The sequence below is a fragment of the Parabacteroides sp. AD58 genome, from assembly GCF_023744375.2.
In the GTDB taxonomy this organism is placed as follows: domain Bacteria; phylum Bacteroidota; class Bacteroidia; order Bacteroidales; family Tannerellaceae; genus Parabacteroides; species Parabacteroides absconsus.
The window spans coordinates 1-20,736 of the sequence record NZ_CP146284.1 but is presented as its reverse complement, the minus strand read 5'-3'; the positions used below and the strand labels follow the sequence as shown (position 1 = coordinate 20,736).

Genomic DNA, 20,736 nt, shown 5'->3' with positions numbered 1-20,736 from the left:
TCTAATTTCTTAAATAATGATTGATTAATTAAAAGGTAACATTAACACCAAATGTAAATGTTCTTGCTCTCGGATAAGAGAAGAAGGTCATGTTCTGACCGAACTTAGATGTTGATGAAGTTGATTCAGGATCATAACCCAAGAAGTCATTAGCTGTAATCAAGAACAAGTTGTTACCACTGGCGTAAACTCGCAAGCCAGAAAGACCAATCTTCTTAGCAATGCTTGAATCGAATGTATAACCAAGCTGGAGCATGTTCAAACGAAGATAAGAACCGTTGCAAATCCACTGAGAATCACTGGTTGTATCACCACCTTTGTGACCAGAGTTAGCCAAGTAAATCATCTGTTCCATTGTTTCTGGATTTGTACCGTCGTATGCATCATATAGGATGTTTTTCAAACCGTTGGTAATACCAAAACGGTCATAAGTTGAGTGCATAAAACGCTGCCAAGCATCAACTCCCCAAACAAACTGGAAATCAACTGTCAAATCAAATCCTTTATAAGAGAAATTATTTATCCAGCTACCGGTCCAGTCAGGTAAACCTTTACCAAGAATCTCTTTGGACTCGCTACGTCTTGCGTGACCAATCTGAGTCTTTTCACATTTACCTGCTTCATAATCTTCTACTGTCCAAATACCTTCACGAACAACTCCATAGAAACTACCCATACTTTCACCAACGCGAAGGATTGTACCACCATTAACCCAATCATCCATATAGATATCAGCGTCAGAGTCTCCCAGTTTAGTGATTTCGTTCTTATTGAAGTTGAGATTCAAAGTAGAGTTCCAAGTAAATTCTCCCTGAATCGGTGTCGCATTAACCATGATATCAACACCTTGGTTACGAACCGAACCGATGTTTTTGAAAATTGTAGAGTAACCTGTTGAATGAGGAACAGGGCAATCAAGCAACAAATCTGTTGTATTCTTCAAATAGTAAGACACATCAAAATTCAAACGGTTCTGGAACAAACCCAAGTTGAAACCTGCATCAAACTGAGCCGTCTTTTCCCACTTCAAATCCGGGTTTGGCATATTATTCACATACAATGATGGAACACGTGCACCATTAAACAATGTCGTACTCGCAGAAACAAGGCCCAATGACTTGTACGGATCGATTTCAGAGTTACCAGTCAAACCAAAACTTGTGTGGAGTTTCAAGTTGCTAATATAGTTGTTATCCTTCAAGAAGTCTTCCTGAGAAACGTTCCAAGCCAAACCTGCTGATGGGAAAAATGCATATTTGTTATTCGCACCAAACTTAGAAGAACCATCGACACGTCCTGTAACAGTAGCAGAGTAACGATCCTTATAAGTATAAGCAAAACGCAAGAAGTAAGAGTTCATGGCCCAACGATTCCATGATGATTCTGGAGAGCTTGGAAGTGTACCGAGCCCCATGTTGTTATCTTCGAAGAAGTCATCGAAGAAACCTTCAGTATAACTTTTGTTATATCTATATGTACGTTCCTGCCAAGAAAGACCAGCCATGGCATTTAAGCGATGTTCTTCCCACGTTTTATTGTATGTCAGGTAAGTTTCTTCCTGCCAGTACATAGTCTGCTCATTATTGAACTCAGCCCATCCATTTGGCATAGAAATATTGTTTAATTCCTTAGAAGAATATCCACGATAGTCAATATTGTGGAAGTCCATACCAAACTGGGTCTTCAAATCCAATCCTTCAAGGAGATGGAATGTCAATGCTGCATTACCGAAAATCTGCGTATTATATTTCATACGCTTTTGTTCATTCAAGATAAATACAGGGTTAGACATACCTTCAAATCCCAGGACTTCATTAATTGTCGAAGATGTACTTGTTGTATATTTACCTGTATTAGGTTCATAGACTGGCAACCAAGGCAACATTTCTATCATTGTACGACGGGCATCCTGGCCCCCTGTATCCTCAGGAGTATAACGCCCCCAAGTATGATTGACCATAACATTCACTGAAGTAGACAACCACTTAGTAGGATCCGCATCGTAAGTCATCTTTGCATTCAAACGTTTATTGTATGTATTATTTACAATACCTTCCTGATCTGTGAAGTTCAAGAATGCACCCATAGAAGAATTTTTACCTGCCTGCTGGATATTCAACTGGTGGTTGTGAGAAACGGCATTACGAGTTGCTTCATCCTGCCAGTCTGTGTCATAGAGAGGATTACCGTTTGAATCGAAGTAAACAGGATCGTTGAACCAGTCTGTACGATTCAAAGACCAGTTAGTACCTTGGTATTTGTTTTCATTTTCCAAACCGATCATGAATGCATCACACCATTCCTGAGCATTCAAGGTTTTCATCTTACGAGCCATTGAGCTAACACTTACAGATCCCTGATAGCTCACAGAAATACCTTCACCGTCTTTCTTACCTCGTTTTGTTGTTACCATAATAACACCATTAGCACCTCGAGCACCATAGATAGCAGCCGCAGAAGCGTCCTTCAGCACTTCCATTGACTCAATATCATTCGGGTTAACTAATGCGAAGTTTTCCATTACTACACCATCAACAACATACAACGGGTCTGAAGAAGAGTTTATAGTAGCCATACCACGGATAATTACGCGGTTATTGTAAGCTCCCGGCTGGCTTGAGTTTGAGAAGATGTTAACGCCAGAGACCTTACCACGCAGGTTATCCAAAGCACTAAAACTCTGCTGTTTTACCAATTCTTCACCTTTCGCTGTTGCGATAGAACCTGTAACATCTGATTTACGCATTGTTCCATAACCTACAACAACTAATTCATCCAAAGCCTGTGAATCTTCTTTTAAAGTAACATTGATAGAAGACTTATTTCCAACGGTAACTTCTTCTGTCAGATAACCAATATATGAAATCTGAAGAACAGCGTTTTCCGGAACTTCCAAAGAATAGTTACCATCAAAATCAGTAATAGTACCTACAGTAGTTCCCTTTACTATAACATTTGCACCAATAACTGGCACACCAGCAGCGTCAACAACAACACCTGTCACTGTTTTTGACTGCAAAGTTTCATGAACAGACACATTGTCTTTTCCGTTTACTTGAGCATCAGCCGCGAAAGCTGGAGAAACCAACGCTGAAAATGCTGTGGCTAAAAGACAAGATGAGATTTTCATGGAATTTTGAAAAATCAACTCTTTTCTCATTTTCTTACTTTCTTTTATAAATTAAGAATTTTCATCTTTTTTCTTTTTTATTTAAAGCCAACAATTCTATCCTTCCTTTCAATTTTCTATTAGCAAAGTTGATGAAAGAAATTTTGGCACATGATATTAGAACATAATATTATTATAACTTATATAAAGTCTCAAGCGTTCCGGCGACAAAGATAGAAAAAAAAGTTTTTCAGCTTCATCTTTTTGCATTTTTTACACAAAGAGAATTGTAAAATAGAAAATATGGGAGGCATCTCTTTTAATAAATAATAGATATTCAGATATTTAAGTTAACAAAAGCAAGAGATAGCAGTTTTTTTGATTTTAACTTACCATTAATATTCGAAGACTTTATAAACAATAAAATCAATTACAACAGAAAAAATCAAGATAAATAAATTGCTCCAAAAGCATAAAAATATAATACAAAAAATAAACCTATTCCCTTGCAAATAAATCAGAAGTTTCTTCTTTTAATACAAATTGTCAAAAACATTTCAGCTATCTAAAAAAAACGCCAAATTAACTTTAATTAAAAAGCAGTTTATTTTTCAAACAAAAGGGCTGGCCTAAACGCCAACCCTCATCTATCACAAGCAACCATTAAATTTTTCAATTCAAGATCTTTAATAACTCATCTAATTTTGGAGCTATAATTATTTCTGTCCGTCTGTTTTTACTTCTACCATCAGCAGTTTCATTATCTGCAACCGGCATAAATTCACCTCTACCTGATGGAACAATTTGCATTGGACTCACGCCATAATCTTTTGTCAGTATTCGAACTACCGATGTTGCACGAATCACACTCAAATCCCAGTTATCTTCAAATCTCGCAGTATGGATTGGCTTCGTATCAGTATGACCTTCTATATTAACATCCACATCTTTCTGCTTATTTAATACTTCTGCCAGCTTGGCCAAAGCTTCCTTTCCTCGCTTGTCGACAGTTGCACTTCCCGACTGGAACAACAATTTATCAGACATGGCCACATATATTTTCCCATTTTCTTCACGAACGCTCAATTCATCACTGCTAAAGCCCATCAAAGCATCCTTCACACTTTGCAAGATACTCTGTACTTTTTCATTTTGGGCATTAATCAAATCTTGCAACTGGTTGATCGTTCGTTCCCGTTCATCCAACTCCTGCATCTTCTTCGTCAGCAACTCGTTCAGCTTATCTTGTTCTCCTAAGTTAGTATTCAGCATTTCACGATAACTGCGAATATTTCGACGCATATCTGCAGTATCACGCATCAGCTGAGACAATCGAGCAGACAACTGGTCGTTCTCATCCCGGCAATCTACTAATTGCTTCTTCAATGTTTCTTCCCGCTGCAAAGCCTCCAACCGGCCATTTTCTGCAATTAAATACTTCTTCTTCGTAACGCAAGAGGTTGAACTTAGCAATAACAAAACAGCAACAAAACACCCAAACTTTTTCATATGATAAACATTAAAATCAACTTGTGCGAAAATAATAATAATTTCATGTCAGACTACAGAATACAACAAAAAAAGCGATGAAATAATCATCGCTTTTTTCAAATTATCAGTTTATCGTCTTAAGAAAAGATTTCATTATAATTTGAAGCAGGAATACTCAGTGTCTGCATGTTTAAATCAAACTGCTTTGTCTTTTGATTCCACATACCATAATTAGACTCAATCATTTGCTTTTTATCATCATATGTATAAGTCGTCTGGTAGAATGGAAGCCATTTGTTTTCATCAACATTCCAACGATATGCCTTTTTCACAGAAACTTTTCCAGCTTCATTATAAACAAATTCATATTTTACCTGTTTGTCTAACATTCCATTATCATCTTGTAAAAAGATTGTTTTGGATGTAATCAGACCATTTTCCTCTTTCGTATCATATAAATAGTTCCTTGGAGAAGCTGCATTTGCAACCAAACCACAAACTAAAGTAAATGCTAAAGTAATAATGCTTTTTGAAAAAGATTGAGTTTTCATAATTGATTGTTGTTTTTATAGGTTGTTTTATTTTGACACTGCAAAGATGCATAGCTTTCAGGACATAACCAAATAATTCCTGACAAAATGATAGCAAAATACAAGTATTTAACCATATTTAATCTTACATATTCAAATAATCAAATATAATCAAATATTATTCTTACATTATGCTAGTTTCAAATTATTATATAGGAAAGATTTAAATGAAATAAATCAAATGAAAAATCCAATATAAAAGTAAAACACACACATAAAACCACAAAAAAATTACATTCAAGTTATAAATCATAAGAAAGAGCATATTCTGATTCAATTTTTCAAGAGGAAGCTAAGAGCAAATACAAAATGCCAAGCTCCAGAATAAAAATGATTCTCGGGAGTTTTGTTTTCAATTCCCACGAATTTCATTTTTTATTCCTACGAGTTTTATTTAGAACATATTCAACATAAATAAAACATATATAGTATAATCCTTCCTTAATTACTCCACATACAAAAAAAGGCCATTCCGAACCCTGTCGGAATGACCTTAACCTTTAAATATATAACGCCTTATATCAAGGCTATTTATTCAAAGCCTATTAATAGAAACGAATACGATTATCTTCAATATCAGCCTTGTTTACCAACGACTGAATTGCCTGATAAGAGAAACGATAAGCATTTGTAGCATCCAATGAACGAACAACATCTGCCTCATTGAATTCTTTAGTATCGGTATTTTCAGCTATTACTTTAAATACATATACACCATTATTACCCTTCACAGGAGCACTTAACTGATCTACTTGAGCTAAAGAAACTGCAGCATTCAAGTTTGGTTCAACACCAATACCAGAAATTCGACGTGTCCCGAAAGAAACGAATTTGACGCTATCCACTGAAGAATTCATGGCTTGAGCATAAGCATCTAAAGAAGTCAGATTCTTCGCAGTCAAATCAGCAACGATCTTATCACCCTTCTTCTGGGCAACCAATTCAGCCTTTAAAGAAGGAGCTACTACATCTACAGGCGTATATCCCTTTGGCATGCTCTTCTCTATGGCAGCAATCACGAATTTATCATCACATTCAAAAATCTCTGATACACTTCCATTATCATTCTGGAATGCCCAGCGAATTACAGGACGAGAACTCTTAATTGATCCCAATACTTGATTATCAGGAGTAATTGTTACGTTGGAAATTACATTGTATCCGGCAGATTTAGCAGCTGTATCCAATTTAGCAATATCTCTATTCTTTGAAATGAACTGATTCAATTCATTGTAAATATTACTATATGTCTTTGAACTTGGAGATACAGTCATATCAATATCGGCAACTTTGTATTTAGCTACATCAGCTGTCTTTTCAGTCACTTTCACCAAATGTGTTCCATACATAGATTTTACAACCGCTACCTGATTTACCGGTGTTGAGAAAATAGCATTCTTAAATTCCTCGTTAACGCCTCTCAAAGCAGTAGCCTCAGTAAACCAACCTAACTCACCACCATTCTGAGCAGCCTGATCAGCAGAATATTTCTTAGCCAGTTCTGCAAAATCAGCACCTCCTTTAATCACGTTCAGCAAACTATCAGCCAATTCTTTTGTTCTTTCTTCAGTTTGACCAGCCAACATAATATGACTAACTTTTACAGAATCAGGAGCAGTAGTTTTACCTACCAGCTTAAACATTCTGTATTTGTCGTTTTCAAAGACCGGACCATAAACAGCACCCACTTCGGCCGTTGTAGCAAATTGTTTCAACTCCGGATCAAAAGCTTTCTCTGTAAAGAATACATCCATATAAGGTACTTCTGAATTTTCATTAACAAGATCAGCTACGTTGTCACTTGTTGTGAACTCAGATTTCAAAGCCTCAATATCTTGCTGGGCATTATTATAATCTTCCTGGCTCGGACGAATATCAACAGCCAAATATTTGATTACCTTCGTTTCCTTCTGCTTATATAATTCCTTACGCTGATTATACAATTTTTCGATTTCGCCTTTACTTACTTCGATCGTTGAATCAGGTATAGATGAATATGACTGCATAGCATAGACGATATTAGCCGTCTTTGCATTTTCATCAAAAGATTCCTTAGCATCCAATTTATTAGCAGAAACAGCCTTTGCTAATAAAGTAGTAAACTTCTGCTCCAAACGCTGACGCTTAATATTCTTTTCCCAGAACAACCAGAAATTACGAGCTTTGATCAGCTGATCCTGCTGTTCTGCCGGCATACTGGCGATATTGTCATTATCAATAGTCTTCAGGAAATTTAACAATGCATTTCTATCAAAAGCGCCAGTTTGAGGGTTAACAAACATCTGCATCTGCTGAATCATCGGAGAAATATTCTCACCTTGAACCATATCAAACAATTCTTCAGGAGAAACTTCCATACCTATTTTTTCAGTTTCTTCACCTAAAACGATGTCTTGTACCATCGCATCAAAAACGCTCTGACGGATCTGAGTCTGATACTCTTCAGGTAAACTTGTTGAACCCGTCTGCATCTTATACATCTCGGTCATTTCATCAACACGAGCCTGATAATCATGAATACTGATTACTTCTCCATCAATTTCACCAACACGTTCTTGCGATTGTCTAAAATAGGTTGAACCCGAATTTAAAAAGTCTCCAATGATAAAAGCGAACAACGCTAATCCCACAACAAGGACCAGCAGTCCAGCTTTGCTTCTAATTTTTTCTAGCGTAGCCATTTATCTTATTTTATTTTTAAAGTTTATATCTATCTTTTTAGCATTTTCATTTTAAGAGCACGAAGATACGAAAAAAAGGACATGCAACATCATTTTACTCATTTTTTTTCACTTATACACTTACTTTCATCCGTACCAGCTCTATTTTAGTCGCTGTAGCCTTAACGATTTTAAAAGTATATTTACCGTATTCAATAGATTCATTCAGCTTGGGGAACTTCTGATAGTAATGCAAAATCAAACCTGCGATTGTGACATAATCATCCGATTCGGGCAAGTCAAGCCCAAACATTTCATTAATTGCATCAATTTCCATGCGTCCCGACAGCAAATATTCATTTTCAGAGATTTTGCGTGCGACCTCACGTTTCATATCATGTTCGTCTTCAATTTCTCCAAAAATTTCCTCAACCAGATCTTCCAATGTAACAATTCCTGAAGTTCCTCCAAATTCATCAACAACGACAGCCAGACTCTTTTTCTCCTGCATCAGTACTCGCATTAATTTATTCGCAGCCATCGTTTCAGGAACAATGGAAACTTTACAAAGTTGCTCAAGCCAATGGTCAGGGTGTTTGAACAGCTCGGAAGAATGAATATACCCAATAATATTGTCAATGTTGTCATCATAAATAAGGATTTTGGAAAGACCAGTTTCAATAAACCGGGAGCGAAGTTCGTCGGTTGTTACATGCTTATCACATGCAACAATTTCCGTACGCGGAACAATACAATCACGGACCTTTACATTTGAGAATTCAAGAGCATTCTGAAAAATCTTTACTTCAGTATCCATATCAGAATCTTGAGGTGCATCTTCTATACTTTGCTGGATAAAATAATCCAAATCTACTTTACCCAAAGTATACACGCCGGAATCTTTCAGATTCTTTACTCCGGCAAGTTTCAATATTAGAAATGACAATAAAGAAGAGAACTTTGATACTGGATATAAAACTATATATATAATGTATAGCGGAACAGCAAAAAGACGTAAGAAAAAGTTAGGATCTATTTTAAAGATTGTTTTCGGAATAAATTCACCCGTAAATAATATCAATATTGTAGAGATTATTGACTGTATCAGCACAATTAAAGCCTCTTGATCAACAAAATGCGCAATCCATGGCTCCAACAAAATAGCCATTTGTAAACCATATACAACCAACGCAATGTTGTTCCCAACCAACATGGTTGAAATAAACTGGTTAGGATTATGAAAGAAAACGTCTAGAATTTTGCTTGTAAGGCTTTTATCCTTTTTGTCTAATTCAAGGCGCAGTTTATTTGCAGAGACATATGATATTTCCATCCCTGAAAAGAAAGCGGAAAAAGCTAATGAAATCAATATATTGAATAAAATTTCCACCCTTATTTTTTATTTAAAGAATCGACAGCAAAGCTGTTTTCAACTTGAACGGTATCTGATGCAGATTTAGGAGTATCTTCTACCGGGAATTCGCCCTGGGAATTAAAAATCTTATACCGAGTCATATTTTGGTTTGATTCAAAACCTACACCTGTAATAATCTGTTCTTTCTGTTGAATCCGAATATACTTGTCTGAGTAAACCTTTTCTTTTTTCTGATCCCAAAACAACTCAGAAGTGTCAAACTGTTCACCCTGCAGACTCTCTACTTCTACATTTCCTATTAAGTGCCACAGCCCTTTTTTGTCAAAATAATAAGCAGTATCTGCTTTTATACTTGCTTCAGAATGGAATAGTGTATCGAACTTCTCTACATAAATACCTTCCGGGAAATACCAATATGGCTCTTTCGCTTTACCAAAGACAATCCATTCCGCCGCTTCAATCCGATAACGAGTGATACCGGAATCTGAAATCAAAGTGTTTACCTGAGTTGCCTTCATCGTATAACTCTTTTCAGGATCATAAGTAGCATCAACAACCTCCTTTACTTCCTTAGAACAGGCAACCGTAAATAAAAGAAGCATAACAACTACCCTCGGGATAGTTGTTATGCTTAAAATATCTGTTACACGTATAAAACGCATCAACCTACAAAATTATCGAACAACAGTTGTTTCACCAATCCAACCACCAACTGTAAATGATTTACCTTTTTCCAGATCCGGATGCATAAATACTTCTTCAGTAGATGGTAAGTGAGCGCTATAAGAAGCGATCAAGCTGTTAGCTTCATCGGCACAACTTGGATCAACTGATTTAGCCTTCTGGAATTTATCAATAGCTGCATAATATACGGCTCTTGCCAATACCGGGTCATTCGGATAAACGCTCTTGGAAGTTGCTGCATACATTTTACCCATCAACATATAAGGAGCGCCATAATTAGCATTCAAAGCAATAGCCTGACGGCAATATTCTCTGGCTTTAGAATAATTCTTTTGATCGAATGTCAACAAAGCAATCATATAGAAATCTTCTGCTTTTGTAGCAGCATCAGATTCCATGTTAGCTGCTTCTTCAAAGAATTTAATTGCAGTCTCATAATCCTGCTTCTTAACAGCCTGCTTAGCCAAACCCATTGCAGATTCAGCAGTCGGTTCAATAGCATGAGCATAACCTGAAGCAGCAAAATAAGCTTCAACTTCCTGGCAACGAGATTTACGCAACAAGGCAATTGTCTGTTTCAAGAAATCCAGATTTGTCTTGTTCTCTTCTACTTTAGAACCATATACATTCTGCAATGTTTCACAATCAGCGGCGCCACTATTAGCAAAATTAGTTTCAACATTAGTTTGATAAGCTTGTAATGTTTTCACTTCTTTATCATTATTTGCTGCTTCAGCGGCTTTGATCTGTGCATCAATGATGTTTGCAGCAGTCAAATAATCCTGAATATACTGATCCTTGAAGTTCGGATCAGCTTTCATTTTCTGCAAAGAAGCAAACATGAAATAAGAAACAGCTTTTACTTCACACTTATCTCCTTTTTCTGTGATTGCCTCTTTAGTCCAGTCATACAAAGCATTTGCATCCAGATTATCACCCGCATATTTTACATAATCTTCAGCTTTGTTGCCAATGATCCAATCTTTACCATACTTACGGTCATTACCAAAGTATTTAATACGTTTATCATAAACTTCCATCAAATCATTAACCAACTGAGCTTTTTTAGCAGGATCTTTTTCATTCTCAATCTGCCAAGCTACAATTCTTACGCCATATAAATAAAGATCCTTTGTCGAAGCCGGACATTCATTGTATGCAATCTTCCAGAATTCCAAGGCGTCTTTAAAATTACCTCCTTTTGCATAAGGTACAAACAAACTAATGTTAGTGATACAGCGTACGCTATCTTCACCAGACCCAAACTGAGTTCCGTTATCTACCCCTTTTTGGGCGTATGCTCCCAATGTTCCCATTGTACAGCCAAGAGCTAATAATAATACTTTGATCTTCATATCTATTTTTCAATTAAAGTTAACTATATTATTAATCCAATTTAAACTTAAAGAACCAACGTTCATTAAACGTATAATTCACGGTTACGCGAAAATACTGTTCATCAACCATAAATGCCTGTTCAGGTTTAACCTTTACATACTCAAATGAAACATTTACAATCGAACGATTATCTACTAAAGGCAACCCCAAACCTAAACTTGCGCCATATTCATTATAACCGTATCCTTTATTGCCGTTCTCTGCAGACTGATTAACTCGCACGTATGAATCGCCGTAATGAAAACCTGCCCGATAACGAATACGATTAAAATAATTTCGAGCTCTTGCATTTGGTTCATATTGTGCACCTATTGCAAAACGCGTACGATTTTGGAATGTGCCTTTCTCCCCCATGAAACTGGCGTTATTCCAATCTTCATATAAAAAATCTGCTGCCAGTAACAATTTATCTATCTTCATGTAAGATAAGCCTATTCCAAACGAATTTGGCAAATCATAACGAAGACCCTGAATTGTATCTGTAGAAGACTCAATCACTGTAGAATTACTTATCTCTAATTTTTCAATACGATCATAAGTCTTTACATTCAACCGGTTATTCGGCGAATACGTCAATCCTAAAGTCAAGCTTTCTGTTGCACTTAAAGGATGAGTATACTGCAAACCAAAATCCATCTTCATATCCTTAACCTTCATCTGGCGAACACGATGATTGGCATAAGGAGACGAACCATCGTCCTCATTAGAAGAAAACATCAGATATTGGGCATGTTCTATATTTCCGAATAAGAACCCGAAATTAGCACCTATCGCTAATCTCTTCTTCCATATATCTATAGACAATCCTCCATACAAATCGTTTAATCCCCCTGTACCAGAATATGTATTCTGATATGTAGCATCTCCTATGGTTGAGACTTCTCCAAATTTATACCCGACAAAAGAATAGGGTAATAACCCAGCACTCATCGCCAACCATTTTGTAATAGGAAATTGAATAGCAACATACTCTAAATTACCACTCAAATGATTGTACTGATTCGACTGATCTTTAAATGAAGAAGCCTTCAAAGACGCTCCAAAATCAAAAATAAAGGTCAAAGAATCCATACAACTGTAAGATGCAGGGTTCATCGGATTTATTTGTTCAGGAGAACGCAAACCAATCCCTACACCTCCCATTGCACGGCCAGCACCAAAAGAACGATCAGCAATTTCTCCAAACCCAAATCGAGTATAAGGAGATGCTGTATTGTTTTGTCCCCAAACCGACAATTGAGTCAACAACAAAACTCCCGACAAAATAAATTTCTCAATTTTCAACATTGTACTCTAAGATTCTATTTAATCCTGTCAACACTAAATTAATGTCTGCAAAGATGGAGTTTTTTAATCGGCTTTCAAAATAAAACGAATGTCCTCCCGTTAAAAAAACCAAAACATCCGAATATAATTCCTTTACCGTATCAATATATCCATCCATTTCAAACACTATGCCATTCACCACACCGGCCCGGATTGCATCTTCCGTACAAGTTCCCCATAAGGGAACCTCTTCCCTCTCATCTAGTAGAGGTAATTTCTTTGTATAATCATTTAACGCTTTAAAACGGGTTGTCATACCTGGAGAAATATTTCCTCCTATATAGGCTCCCGAAGCTTCCAAAATTTCATAAGTAATACACGTTCCTGCATCAATAACCAGAATATTCCTATTTGGCTGAACATAATATGCTCCAACGACTGCTGCAATACGATCCTTACCTAATGTTTGAGGTGTTTTATACTTGATAGTTATGGGTAACTTGACCTCGTTATCAAAAAAGATAAAACAAGAAAGACGCTCATTCAAATAAGCGATCAACTCTTCATCTACATCAGACACTGTTGAATAGATTCCTTTATCCAAAGGATATACGTCAAATAACGGCGCTATCTTCTTTTTATCGAAACCCTTATAAACAAAAGAAGCTACCAGCTTTCCTTCTGCATATACAGCTACTTTTGTAGATGTGTTTCCTTGTTCTACAATCAAATTCACCTCAAAATGATATTTTTCGCAAAGGAAAACAAAATTCATGAAATAAGCTCCATTCTTTTTGTTTTTCTTTTATGTTAACACCAAATTCTTATATTAACCTCATTTACTTTTCCAATCCATAAACAAACCGAGATACCTTTTTACGGTCTGTCTGTACTGTTTCGAATTCTGATGAAACGGCATTGCTTCCCATAGGGACCTCTTCTTTTCTATATTCCATCTGACTCTGTATAACGCTTCTCGCAGATGTATGAAATTCAACGGCTCCCGTTTCCCGTTCAATTTGATCGATATTAGTATCTCTTACACCACAACCCGGCATAATGATAATACGGCCAGCTGCTTTTTCAACCAACTTTTTAATTAATGGAATTCCTTTAAAGGCATCTGATTGTTGTCCGGAAGTTAAAATCCGGTCACATCCTAATTCTATTAACTGTTCTAATGCCTTAAAAGGATCTCTACAAACATCAAATGCTCTATGACAGGTTACTGACAGAGGCTTAGCTGCATCAATCAGTTTCTTCATCAAAGGAACATCAATATCACCTTCTTTCGTCAGGCAGCCAAACACGACCCCATGAACGCCAAGTTGTTTACACAGATGAATATCCAAAAGCATAGAATTTACTTCTGCATTTGTATAGAGGAAATCTCCTCCCCGCGGACGAATGATAACATTGATATCTATCTGAGATGTCAATTGCTTGGCTGTCATTATTTCCCCGTAACTTGGAGTTGTTCCTCCTTCAGGAATACCAGCACAAAGTTCTACTCTCGAGGCTCCTCCGGCTTCTGCCTCCACGCAACTTTGTGCTGAATTCGCACATATTTCAATGATACGTTTCATTCTATACAAATGTTTATGTCCATCTCGAAATATGAACCAACAATCATATTTCATTACATTATACAAAGATACAATCCTTTTCGAAACTATCTCAAATATGAATTACAAAATTCATTGAAAGCTTTTTTATCCATACGCTTTCAATTTGCATCAAAAACCAAAAGACTATTTATCACCAGTAATTTTTGCCAATTCTTTTAATAATTGCTTTTGGCCGACAGATTTATCTCCATATACACTTGGCCCCGTTACACAGCCACCGTCACATGCCATTACTTCTACAAATTGAGCAGGAGCCTTACCCATCTTCGCATATCCTCTAAGCAACGAAACATTCTTTTTATTCAATCCCGCTACTTGTATAGCATTAACAGAATCTTTTTGTAAACAAACTTTTACAGCATTTACGACTCCTCCACTTTGGGCGAATCCATAAGCTTCTCTTGAAGCTGTTGATAGTAGAGACATCGGCGTTACAGTATCCAGGTTTATATCCATCCCCGTAAAAATAGAAGCTACTTCTTCAAAAGTAAGTGCATAATCTACACAAGGATCTATTTTTACTTCTTTACGCTTAGCTACACAAGGGCCAACAAAAACTATCTTGGCATTGGGACGTTCTTTTCTCACCATTCGAGCCGTATAGTACATAGGTGAGCCCGTTGTTGATACATATTTTTTCAAATCAGGTATATGTTTTTCTACCAATTGAATATATGATGGGCAACAGCTGGTAGTCATAAAAGACTGTCCTTCATGAAGCTTTTCTTTTAACTCTTCTGCTTCTCTCCGGGTTGTTTCCATTGCTCCTTGAGCAACTTCCATCACATCCGTAAAACCAATTTGTTTCAACGCTCCGTAAACCTGCTCTTTAGTACAGCCAAATTGGCCAAGTATGGATGGAGCAACTATAGCAACTATCTCCGTTCCTTTTTTTATCTGCTGTAAGATATCAAAAACTTGTGATATCTCAAAAATGGCGCCAAACGGACATGCATTCAAGCATTTTCCACAATAAATGCATTTTGATTCATCGATATGTTCAACTCCATATTCATCCTTACTAATAGCCTTCACCGGACAAACTTCCTCACATGGAATCGGGATATACACGATCGCATGATAAGGACAATTTTGATAACACTTTCCACAACTGATGCATCTTTCATGATCGATTTCCGCTTTTCCGTTTTTCTTAAAATGGATAGCGTCTTTCGGACAATTCATGTAACAGCTTCTGGCTACACATCCTCTGCATAAGTTGGTGATCTCATAATTAACAGAGACACACGAAGAGCATGCTTCATCTATTACGCACATCAAGTTTTCCTTCAAATTTTCTGTACGTTCCAATGCCTGCTTTGCATATGTTGATAATGGTGTAAGCTCATCCTTTTCATCGCTCATATCAAACCCCAACAACGGAAGTGTTTTATATTTCAATACAGCTCTTTCCTTATAGATACAACACCGCCCTTTAGGCTTAGCACGGCGAGGACTCCATTTAATGGGTATACGATCAATCTCTTCAACTAACCTATCTTCTTTCCATAGCTTTACTAAATTAGCTAACAAACTATGGCGAACGATCATCACATTATTAGTATATGCCATAAACATAGTATTTATCCTTTCTAAAACTATTTAATAATTAATCATTCAATAATACGGCTGCACTTTGTATATCTCCACCAAAAGGAGGATTAAGTTTCGCCAATTTAATTTGAACATGTTCAATCTTCGGGAAACGGATTTTTAAAGCTTTCACTATTCGCCCAGCAACATGCTCGATCAACTTTGAAGGCTGTTCCATTTCTGATTTAACCACGTCATATACCTCCGCATAATTTACTGTATCATCCAAACTATCACTCTCAATAGCTTGGATCACATTCACTGTAAGCAGTAAGTCAATAATAAACAAATTGCCGACCTGTTGTTCTTGAGGACCTACACCATGATATGCGTAGAACTTCATCGATTTTAATTCAATCTGTGTTGTCATATCTATATTTATCCATCCACCTGCAATTCCTGAATTTGGCTTTAAATATAGTCCAAATTAAACGCCTCAGCAAAAAAATAGTCTATATTTGCAAGACATTCGTAATATTATTGCCCTATGATTGGAAACAAACAAAAGAACGAAGAACAAACAAGCAATGGTTTGCATAATACGCTATCTGCAGGTACAACCATAAAAGGTAATATTTCTACAGATACTGATTTCAGACTTGACGGAATTGTTGAAGGTGACATCCACTGCAAAGCCAAAATTGTAGTAGGCCCCAAAGGGAGCATCAAAGGAAATATCGTTTCCAATAATGCAGAAATACATGGAAATGTAACGGGTTCTATTCAAGTAACGACAAAACTCGTTTTAAAAGCAACAGCGAAAATCCAAGGAGATATTTCTGCGCCTAACATTGAAATTGAGCCCAATGCCATTTTCAACGGAAAATGTACCATGACTGCTGCCACTGCAGAAAAAGATTCCATCCAACAATAGTAAAAATAAAAAACCTTCTGATCTAAACAGAATGTATCAATCAGAAGGTTACAATTACATAATTATTTATTTATTTAGAATTTTTATCCACAACGAGAGGCGCCACAGTTTGTACAAATCAAACATCCTTCCTGATAGACCAAAGTCTCTTGGCCGCAATTAGGACATTTCTGGCCTTTTGCTTCCGTTCCATTAGGCAGATATTTCTTTAATGCACGTTCTACACCGTTCTTCCACGTATTGATTGACTCATTATTTAAATCCATGCCTTGAACTAATTTAATTACCTGGTCAATAGGCATGCCATAACGCAATACTCCCGAAATCAGCTTCGCATAATTCCAATATTCCGGATCAAACTTTCCGTCCAACCCTTCAATGGTCATCTTATACCCCCGCTTATTCTTAAACTGAAAGTCATAATGTTTCTTTCCATCTTCATCATAACTCTTAATGATCGAGCCTTTCACGATGTTCTTCGGAACCATAATGCCTTCTTCATCATCAGCCAATCCTGTAAAAATTTCGTACGGACGGCCATTCAACAAGCCCACAAACGCGATCCACTTTTCTTTTTTATTCTGGAAACGGACAACATCAGCCTCCAATTCCCTCGGGCGAGTAGAAACAATTACCGGAGGCTGCATACAATTGCAATCATCCTTCTTTTTCTTCTTATCAGTTGCAATTAATACGCCGGAACGAGACCCATCCCGATAAACTGTACAACCTTTACAACCACTCTTCCAAGCTTCTACATACAATTGATCTACCAGCTCCTCTGTTACGTTATTAGGCAGGTTAATTGTAACACTAATAGAATGGTCAACCCATTTCTGAATACGCCCTTGCATTCGGACCTTCTGCAACCAATCCACATCATTTGAAGTAGCTTTAAAATACGGAGATTTCTCAACCAAGCTGTCTACTTCTTCCTGAGAGTATTTTTTCGTCACAGAATAACCATTGGCTTGCATCCAAGTTACAAACTTATGATGAAAAACAATATATTCTTCAAAAGCATCTCCTGTCTCGTCCACAAAATCAACACGTGAATCAGCATCGTTCGGATTTACCTTTCTACGTCTTTTATAGACAGGCAAAAAGACGGGTTCTATTCCCGACGTTGTCTGAGTCATCAAACTGGTTGTACCCGTTGGTGCTATTGTCAAACACGCTATATTACGACGACCATATTTCACCATATCCTCATACAAGGAAGGATCAGCTTCTTTCAGTCGGTTTATAAACGGATTATTTTCTTCTCGCTTTGCGTCATATATTTCAAAGGCTCCACGTTCTTTAGCCATATTTACAGACGAGCGATATGCAGCCAAAGCTAAGGTCTTCTGTACTTTTTCTGCAAAATCGGTAGCTTCTTCTGTACCATAACGCAAATTCAGGGCAGCCAACATATCACCTTCTGCAGTTATCCCCACACCAGTACGACGTCCCATCAATGTCTTTCGCTGAATCTTTTCCCATAAATAATGCTCAGGCTGCTTAATTTCCATAGATTCCGGATCAGATTCTATTTTCTTCAATATCAGTTCTATCTTTTCAGATTCCAAATCTATGATATCATCCATAATGCGCTGAGCCAATCCGACATGCTTTTTGAATAAATCAAAATCAAAATAAGCATCTTTTGTAAATGGATTAACTACATAGGAATAAAGATTTATAGCCAACAAGCGACAGCTGTCATACGGACACAACGGGATTTCACCACAAGGATTTGTAGATACCGTACGGAATCCCAAATCAGCATACGAATCAGCGACAGATTCACGTAAAATCGTATCCCAGAACAATACACCCGGTTCTGCTGATTTCCATGCATTATGAATTATCTTTTTCCATAATGCAGAAGCGTCAATATCTTTTACATAATCCGGATGCTCTGCATGAATAGGATACTGCTGCCGGTATATCTTATTATTAATTACAGCATCCATAAACTCGTCATCTATCTTCACTGAAACATTGGCTCCGGTCACTTTGCCTTCAACCATTTTTGCATCAATAAAAGACTCTGAATCCGGATGCTTGATAGAAACAGACAGCATTAACGCTCCCCGACGGCCATCTTGGGCTACCTCACGAGTAGAATTCGAATATCTCTCCATAAATGGGACAAGTCCTGTCGAAGTCAATGCAGAATTTTTTACAGGAGAACCTTTCGGACGGATATGAGACAAATCATGCCCTACGCCTCCTCTACGTTTCATCAACTGAACCTGTTCCTCATCAATTCGAATAATAGCACCATAAGAATCAGCTGGACCATCTAAACCTATAACAAAACAATTTGATAACGAGGCTACCTGATAATCATTTCCAATTCCGGTCATCGGACTTCCCTGCGGAATAATATAGCGGAAATGATCAAAAAGATCAAACAACTCCTGCTCAGATAATGGATTAGGATATTTATTCTCTATCCGAGCAATTTCACGGGCTAAACGCCAATGCATATCCACAGGCGACTGCTCATAGATATTTCCAAAAGCATCTTTTAGGGCATATTTATTTACCCATACTTTCGCCGCCAATTCATCACCGGTGAAGTATTCTAACGATGCTTTAAAAGCTTCGTCAAAAGTATAGATTTTACGTTCCACTGTTATTCATTTATAATTATGGTGATCAACAATTTATAACTATCTTAAATTAGCTTTTCAACAAGCTCTCAATCTCTTCTACTGAAGTGCGGAAAGACTTATTTGTATCAATCTGATCTTTGATCGTCTTGCAAGCATGCAAAACAGTTGCGTGGTCTTTCTTTCCAACAATCTTTCCTATATGAGAAAAAGAGCAGTCAGTATATTTTTTAGCCAAATACATGGTTATCTGGCGTGCTTGTACTATTTCGCGTTTACGGGAATTTGTCTGGATAGCAGACAATTCCAAATTAAAATATTTACATACGGTTTCCTGTATGGACTGAACTGAAATCTGTTTCTTTTCCAAACGAACAGAAAGGCTTACCACCCGTTTAGTAAGAGACATATCAATTTCCTTATTGTTGACCAGAGAATTAGCCATTAAAGAGACCAATATACCTTCCAAATCCCGTACATTCTCCGTTACATTATTGGCAATAAAATTGAAGACATCATCAGGAATTACAATACCGTCATGTGTCATCTTGTTCTTCAGAATCTTCTTTCTCAAATCCAGATCAGGACGGCTCAATTCTGCTGTCAATCCCCATTTCAAACGAGTAAACAGACGTTCTTCCATACCTTGAAGCTCAACAGGAGGTTTATCAGATGTCAAAACCAACTGTTTATTCAACATATGCAAATGATTGAATATATGGAAAAAAGTATTCTGCGTTTTATCCTTACCAATAAATTCTTGTACATCATCCAATAACAGGACATCCACGCCCTGATAAAAATACAAGAAATCATTGACATTATTTTTTCTTACAGCATCTGTAAATTGCGTACTAAACAAATGCGCAGAAACATACAAGACTTTCTTTCCAGGGTGCAACTGTTGTATACGATTACCTATGGCATGACACAAATGCGTCTTACCTACACCCGAAGCTCCAAAAATAAACATCGGATTAAAAGCTGTCTTACCCGGATTCTGAGCAATGGCCTCACTTGCAGAACGCACTAATTTATTGCTTTCTCCTTCAAAATAATTCTCAAAACTATATTTAGGATTCAAATAAGAGTTCCAATCTTGGGGAGCCCGCTGATCAAACAGACCCGGAACTGACGTACGAACCGGAGCAGACTTTACCGCCGGCTCTGGATGACAATCCATCATTGCTCCTTCGTCTGTTACATCGCCATACGTAGCTACACGATATATCAATGACACCTCTGGTCCCATTACTCGCTGAACTACAGGCATCAGTAAATTCTGGAAATTAGCTTCAATATATTCTCCAAAAAAATTAGAAGGCACCAAAATCCTAAACTCTTTTTTCTCATTAAAAGAATAAGGAATTATCGGGCGGAACCACGTATTAAACTGTTCCTCCGGTAAAATGTCCCTTATAATTTCCAGGCACTTATTCCACAATATTTTACAATCAGACTGCAT

The 20,736-nt window shown here is 37.1% G+C and carries 15 protein-coding genes; 1 reads left to right on the top strand and 14 read right to left on the bottom strand.

Annotation, left to right across the window (positions count from 1 at the left end; all coding sequences use genetic code 11):
- Positions 1 to 28: 28 nt before the first annotated feature.
- From NEE14_RS00075 to folB, 12 genes are all read right to left on the bottom strand, one after another.
- Positions 29 to 3,160: a SusC/RagA family TonB-linked outer membrane protein gene (locus tag NEE14_RS00075; protein WP_251966240.1), complete on the bottom strand. Its 3,132-nt coding sequence runs from the start codon at positions 3,158 to 3,160 to the stop codon at positions 29 to 31.
- 621 nt (positions 3,161 to 3,781) lie between these two features.
- Positions 3,782 to 4,618, bottom strand: a complete 837-nt coding sequence (locus NEE14_RS00070) for an OmpA/MotB family protein (RefSeq protein WP_251966239.1) — start codon at positions 4,616 to 4,618, stop codon at positions 3,782 to 3,784.
- A gap of 119 nt (positions 4,619 to 4,737) precedes the next feature.
- On the bottom strand, positions 4,738 to 5,151 hold the full coding sequence (locus tag NEE14_RS00065; RefSeq protein ID WP_251966238.1) for a DUF3836 domain-containing protein: 414 nt from the start codon (positions 5,149 to 5,151) through the stop codon (positions 4,738 to 4,740).
- A gap of 584 nt (positions 5,152 to 5,735) precedes the next feature.
- A complete protein-coding gene (locus NEE14_RS00060) occupies positions 5,736 to 7,871 on the bottom strand; it encodes a SurA N-terminal domain-containing protein (RefSeq protein WP_251966237.1) in 2,136 nt (711 codons plus the stop codon).
- Positions 7,872 to 7,983: 112 nt separating this feature from the next.
- Complete coding sequence (locus NEE14_RS00055) at positions 7,984 to 9,240, bottom strand: hemolysin family protein (RefSeq protein ID WP_251966236.1); 1,257 nt, start codon at positions 9,238 to 9,240, stop codon at positions 7,984 to 7,986.
- A gap of 2 nt (positions 9,241 to 9,242) precedes the next feature.
- Positions 9,243 to 9,887 (bottom strand): LPS export ABC transporter periplasmic protein LptC, encoded by a 645-nt coding sequence (gene lptC / locus NEE14_RS00050; protein ID WP_251966235.1) that lies wholly within the window; start codon positions 9,885 to 9,887, stop codon positions 9,243 to 9,245.
- A gap of 12 nt (positions 9,888 to 9,899) precedes the next feature.
- Entirely contained in the window at positions 9,900 to 11,264 is a 1,365-nt protein-coding gene (locus tag NEE14_RS00045; protein ID WP_251966234.1) for a tetratricopeptide repeat protein, read from the bottom strand.
- A 31-nt stretch (positions 11,265 to 11,295) separates the two neighbouring features.
- Complete coding sequence (locus tag NEE14_RS00040; RefSeq protein ID WP_022455703.1) at positions 11,296 to 12,594, bottom strand: outer membrane protein; 1,299 nt, start codon at positions 12,592 to 12,594, stop codon at positions 11,296 to 11,298.
- Positions 12,581 to 13,309 carry a type III pantothenate kinase gene (locus tag NEE14_RS00035; RefSeq protein WP_251966233.1) on the bottom strand — a complete coding sequence of 243 codons (729 nt, stop codon included), beginning with the start codon at positions 13,307 to 13,309 and terminating at the stop codon, positions 12,581 to 12,583. The genes NEE14_RS00040 and NEE14_RS00035 overlap by 14 nt, the downstream gene beginning before the upstream one ends.
- 103 nt (positions 13,310 to 13,412) lie before the next feature.
- Positions 13,413 to 14,159: a copper homeostasis protein CutC gene (locus tag NEE14_RS00030; protein WP_251966232.1), complete on the bottom strand. Its 747-nt coding sequence runs from the start codon at positions 14,157 to 14,159 to the stop codon at positions 13,413 to 13,415.
- A gap of 165 nt (positions 14,160 to 14,324) precedes the next feature.
- Positions 14,325 to 15,773: a monomeric [FeFe] hydrogenase gene (locus tag NEE14_RS00025; RefSeq protein WP_251966231.1), complete on the bottom strand. Its 1,449-nt coding sequence runs from the start codon at positions 15,771 to 15,773 to the stop codon at positions 14,325 to 14,327.
- Positions 15,774 to 15,810: 37 nt separating this feature from the next.
- Positions 15,811 to 16,164, bottom strand: coding sequence for a dihydroneopterin aldolase (gene folB / locus NEE14_RS00020; protein ID WP_251966230.1), 354 nt, complete (start codon positions 16,162 to 16,164; stop codon positions 15,811 to 15,813).
- A gap of 117 nt (positions 16,165 to 16,281) precedes the next feature.
- On the opposite strand from folB, the gene NEE14_RS00015 reads away from it, so the two are divergent.
- Complete coding sequence (locus tag NEE14_RS00015; protein WP_251966229.1) at positions 16,282 to 16,668, top strand: bactofilin family protein; 387 nt, start codon at positions 16,282 to 16,284, stop codon at positions 16,666 to 16,668.
- A gap of 83 nt (positions 16,669 to 16,751) precedes the next feature.
- Here NEE14_RS00015 and NEE14_RS00010 read toward each other — a convergent pair whose 3' ends face one another.
- Positions 16,752 to 19,292 carry an adenosylcobalamin-dependent ribonucleoside-diphosphate reductase gene (locus tag NEE14_RS00010; RefSeq protein WP_251966228.1) on the bottom strand — a complete coding sequence of 847 codons (2,541 nt, stop codon included), beginning with the start codon at positions 19,290 to 19,292 and terminating at the stop codon, positions 16,752 to 16,754.
- 49 nt (positions 19,293 to 19,341) lie between these two features.
- Positions 19,342 to 20,736 carry a chromosomal replication initiator protein DnaA gene (dnaA, locus tag NEE14_RS00005; RefSeq protein ID WP_251966227.1) on the bottom strand — a complete coding sequence of 465 codons (1,395 nt, stop codon included), beginning with the start codon at positions 20,734 to 20,736 and terminating at the stop codon, positions 19,342 to 19,344.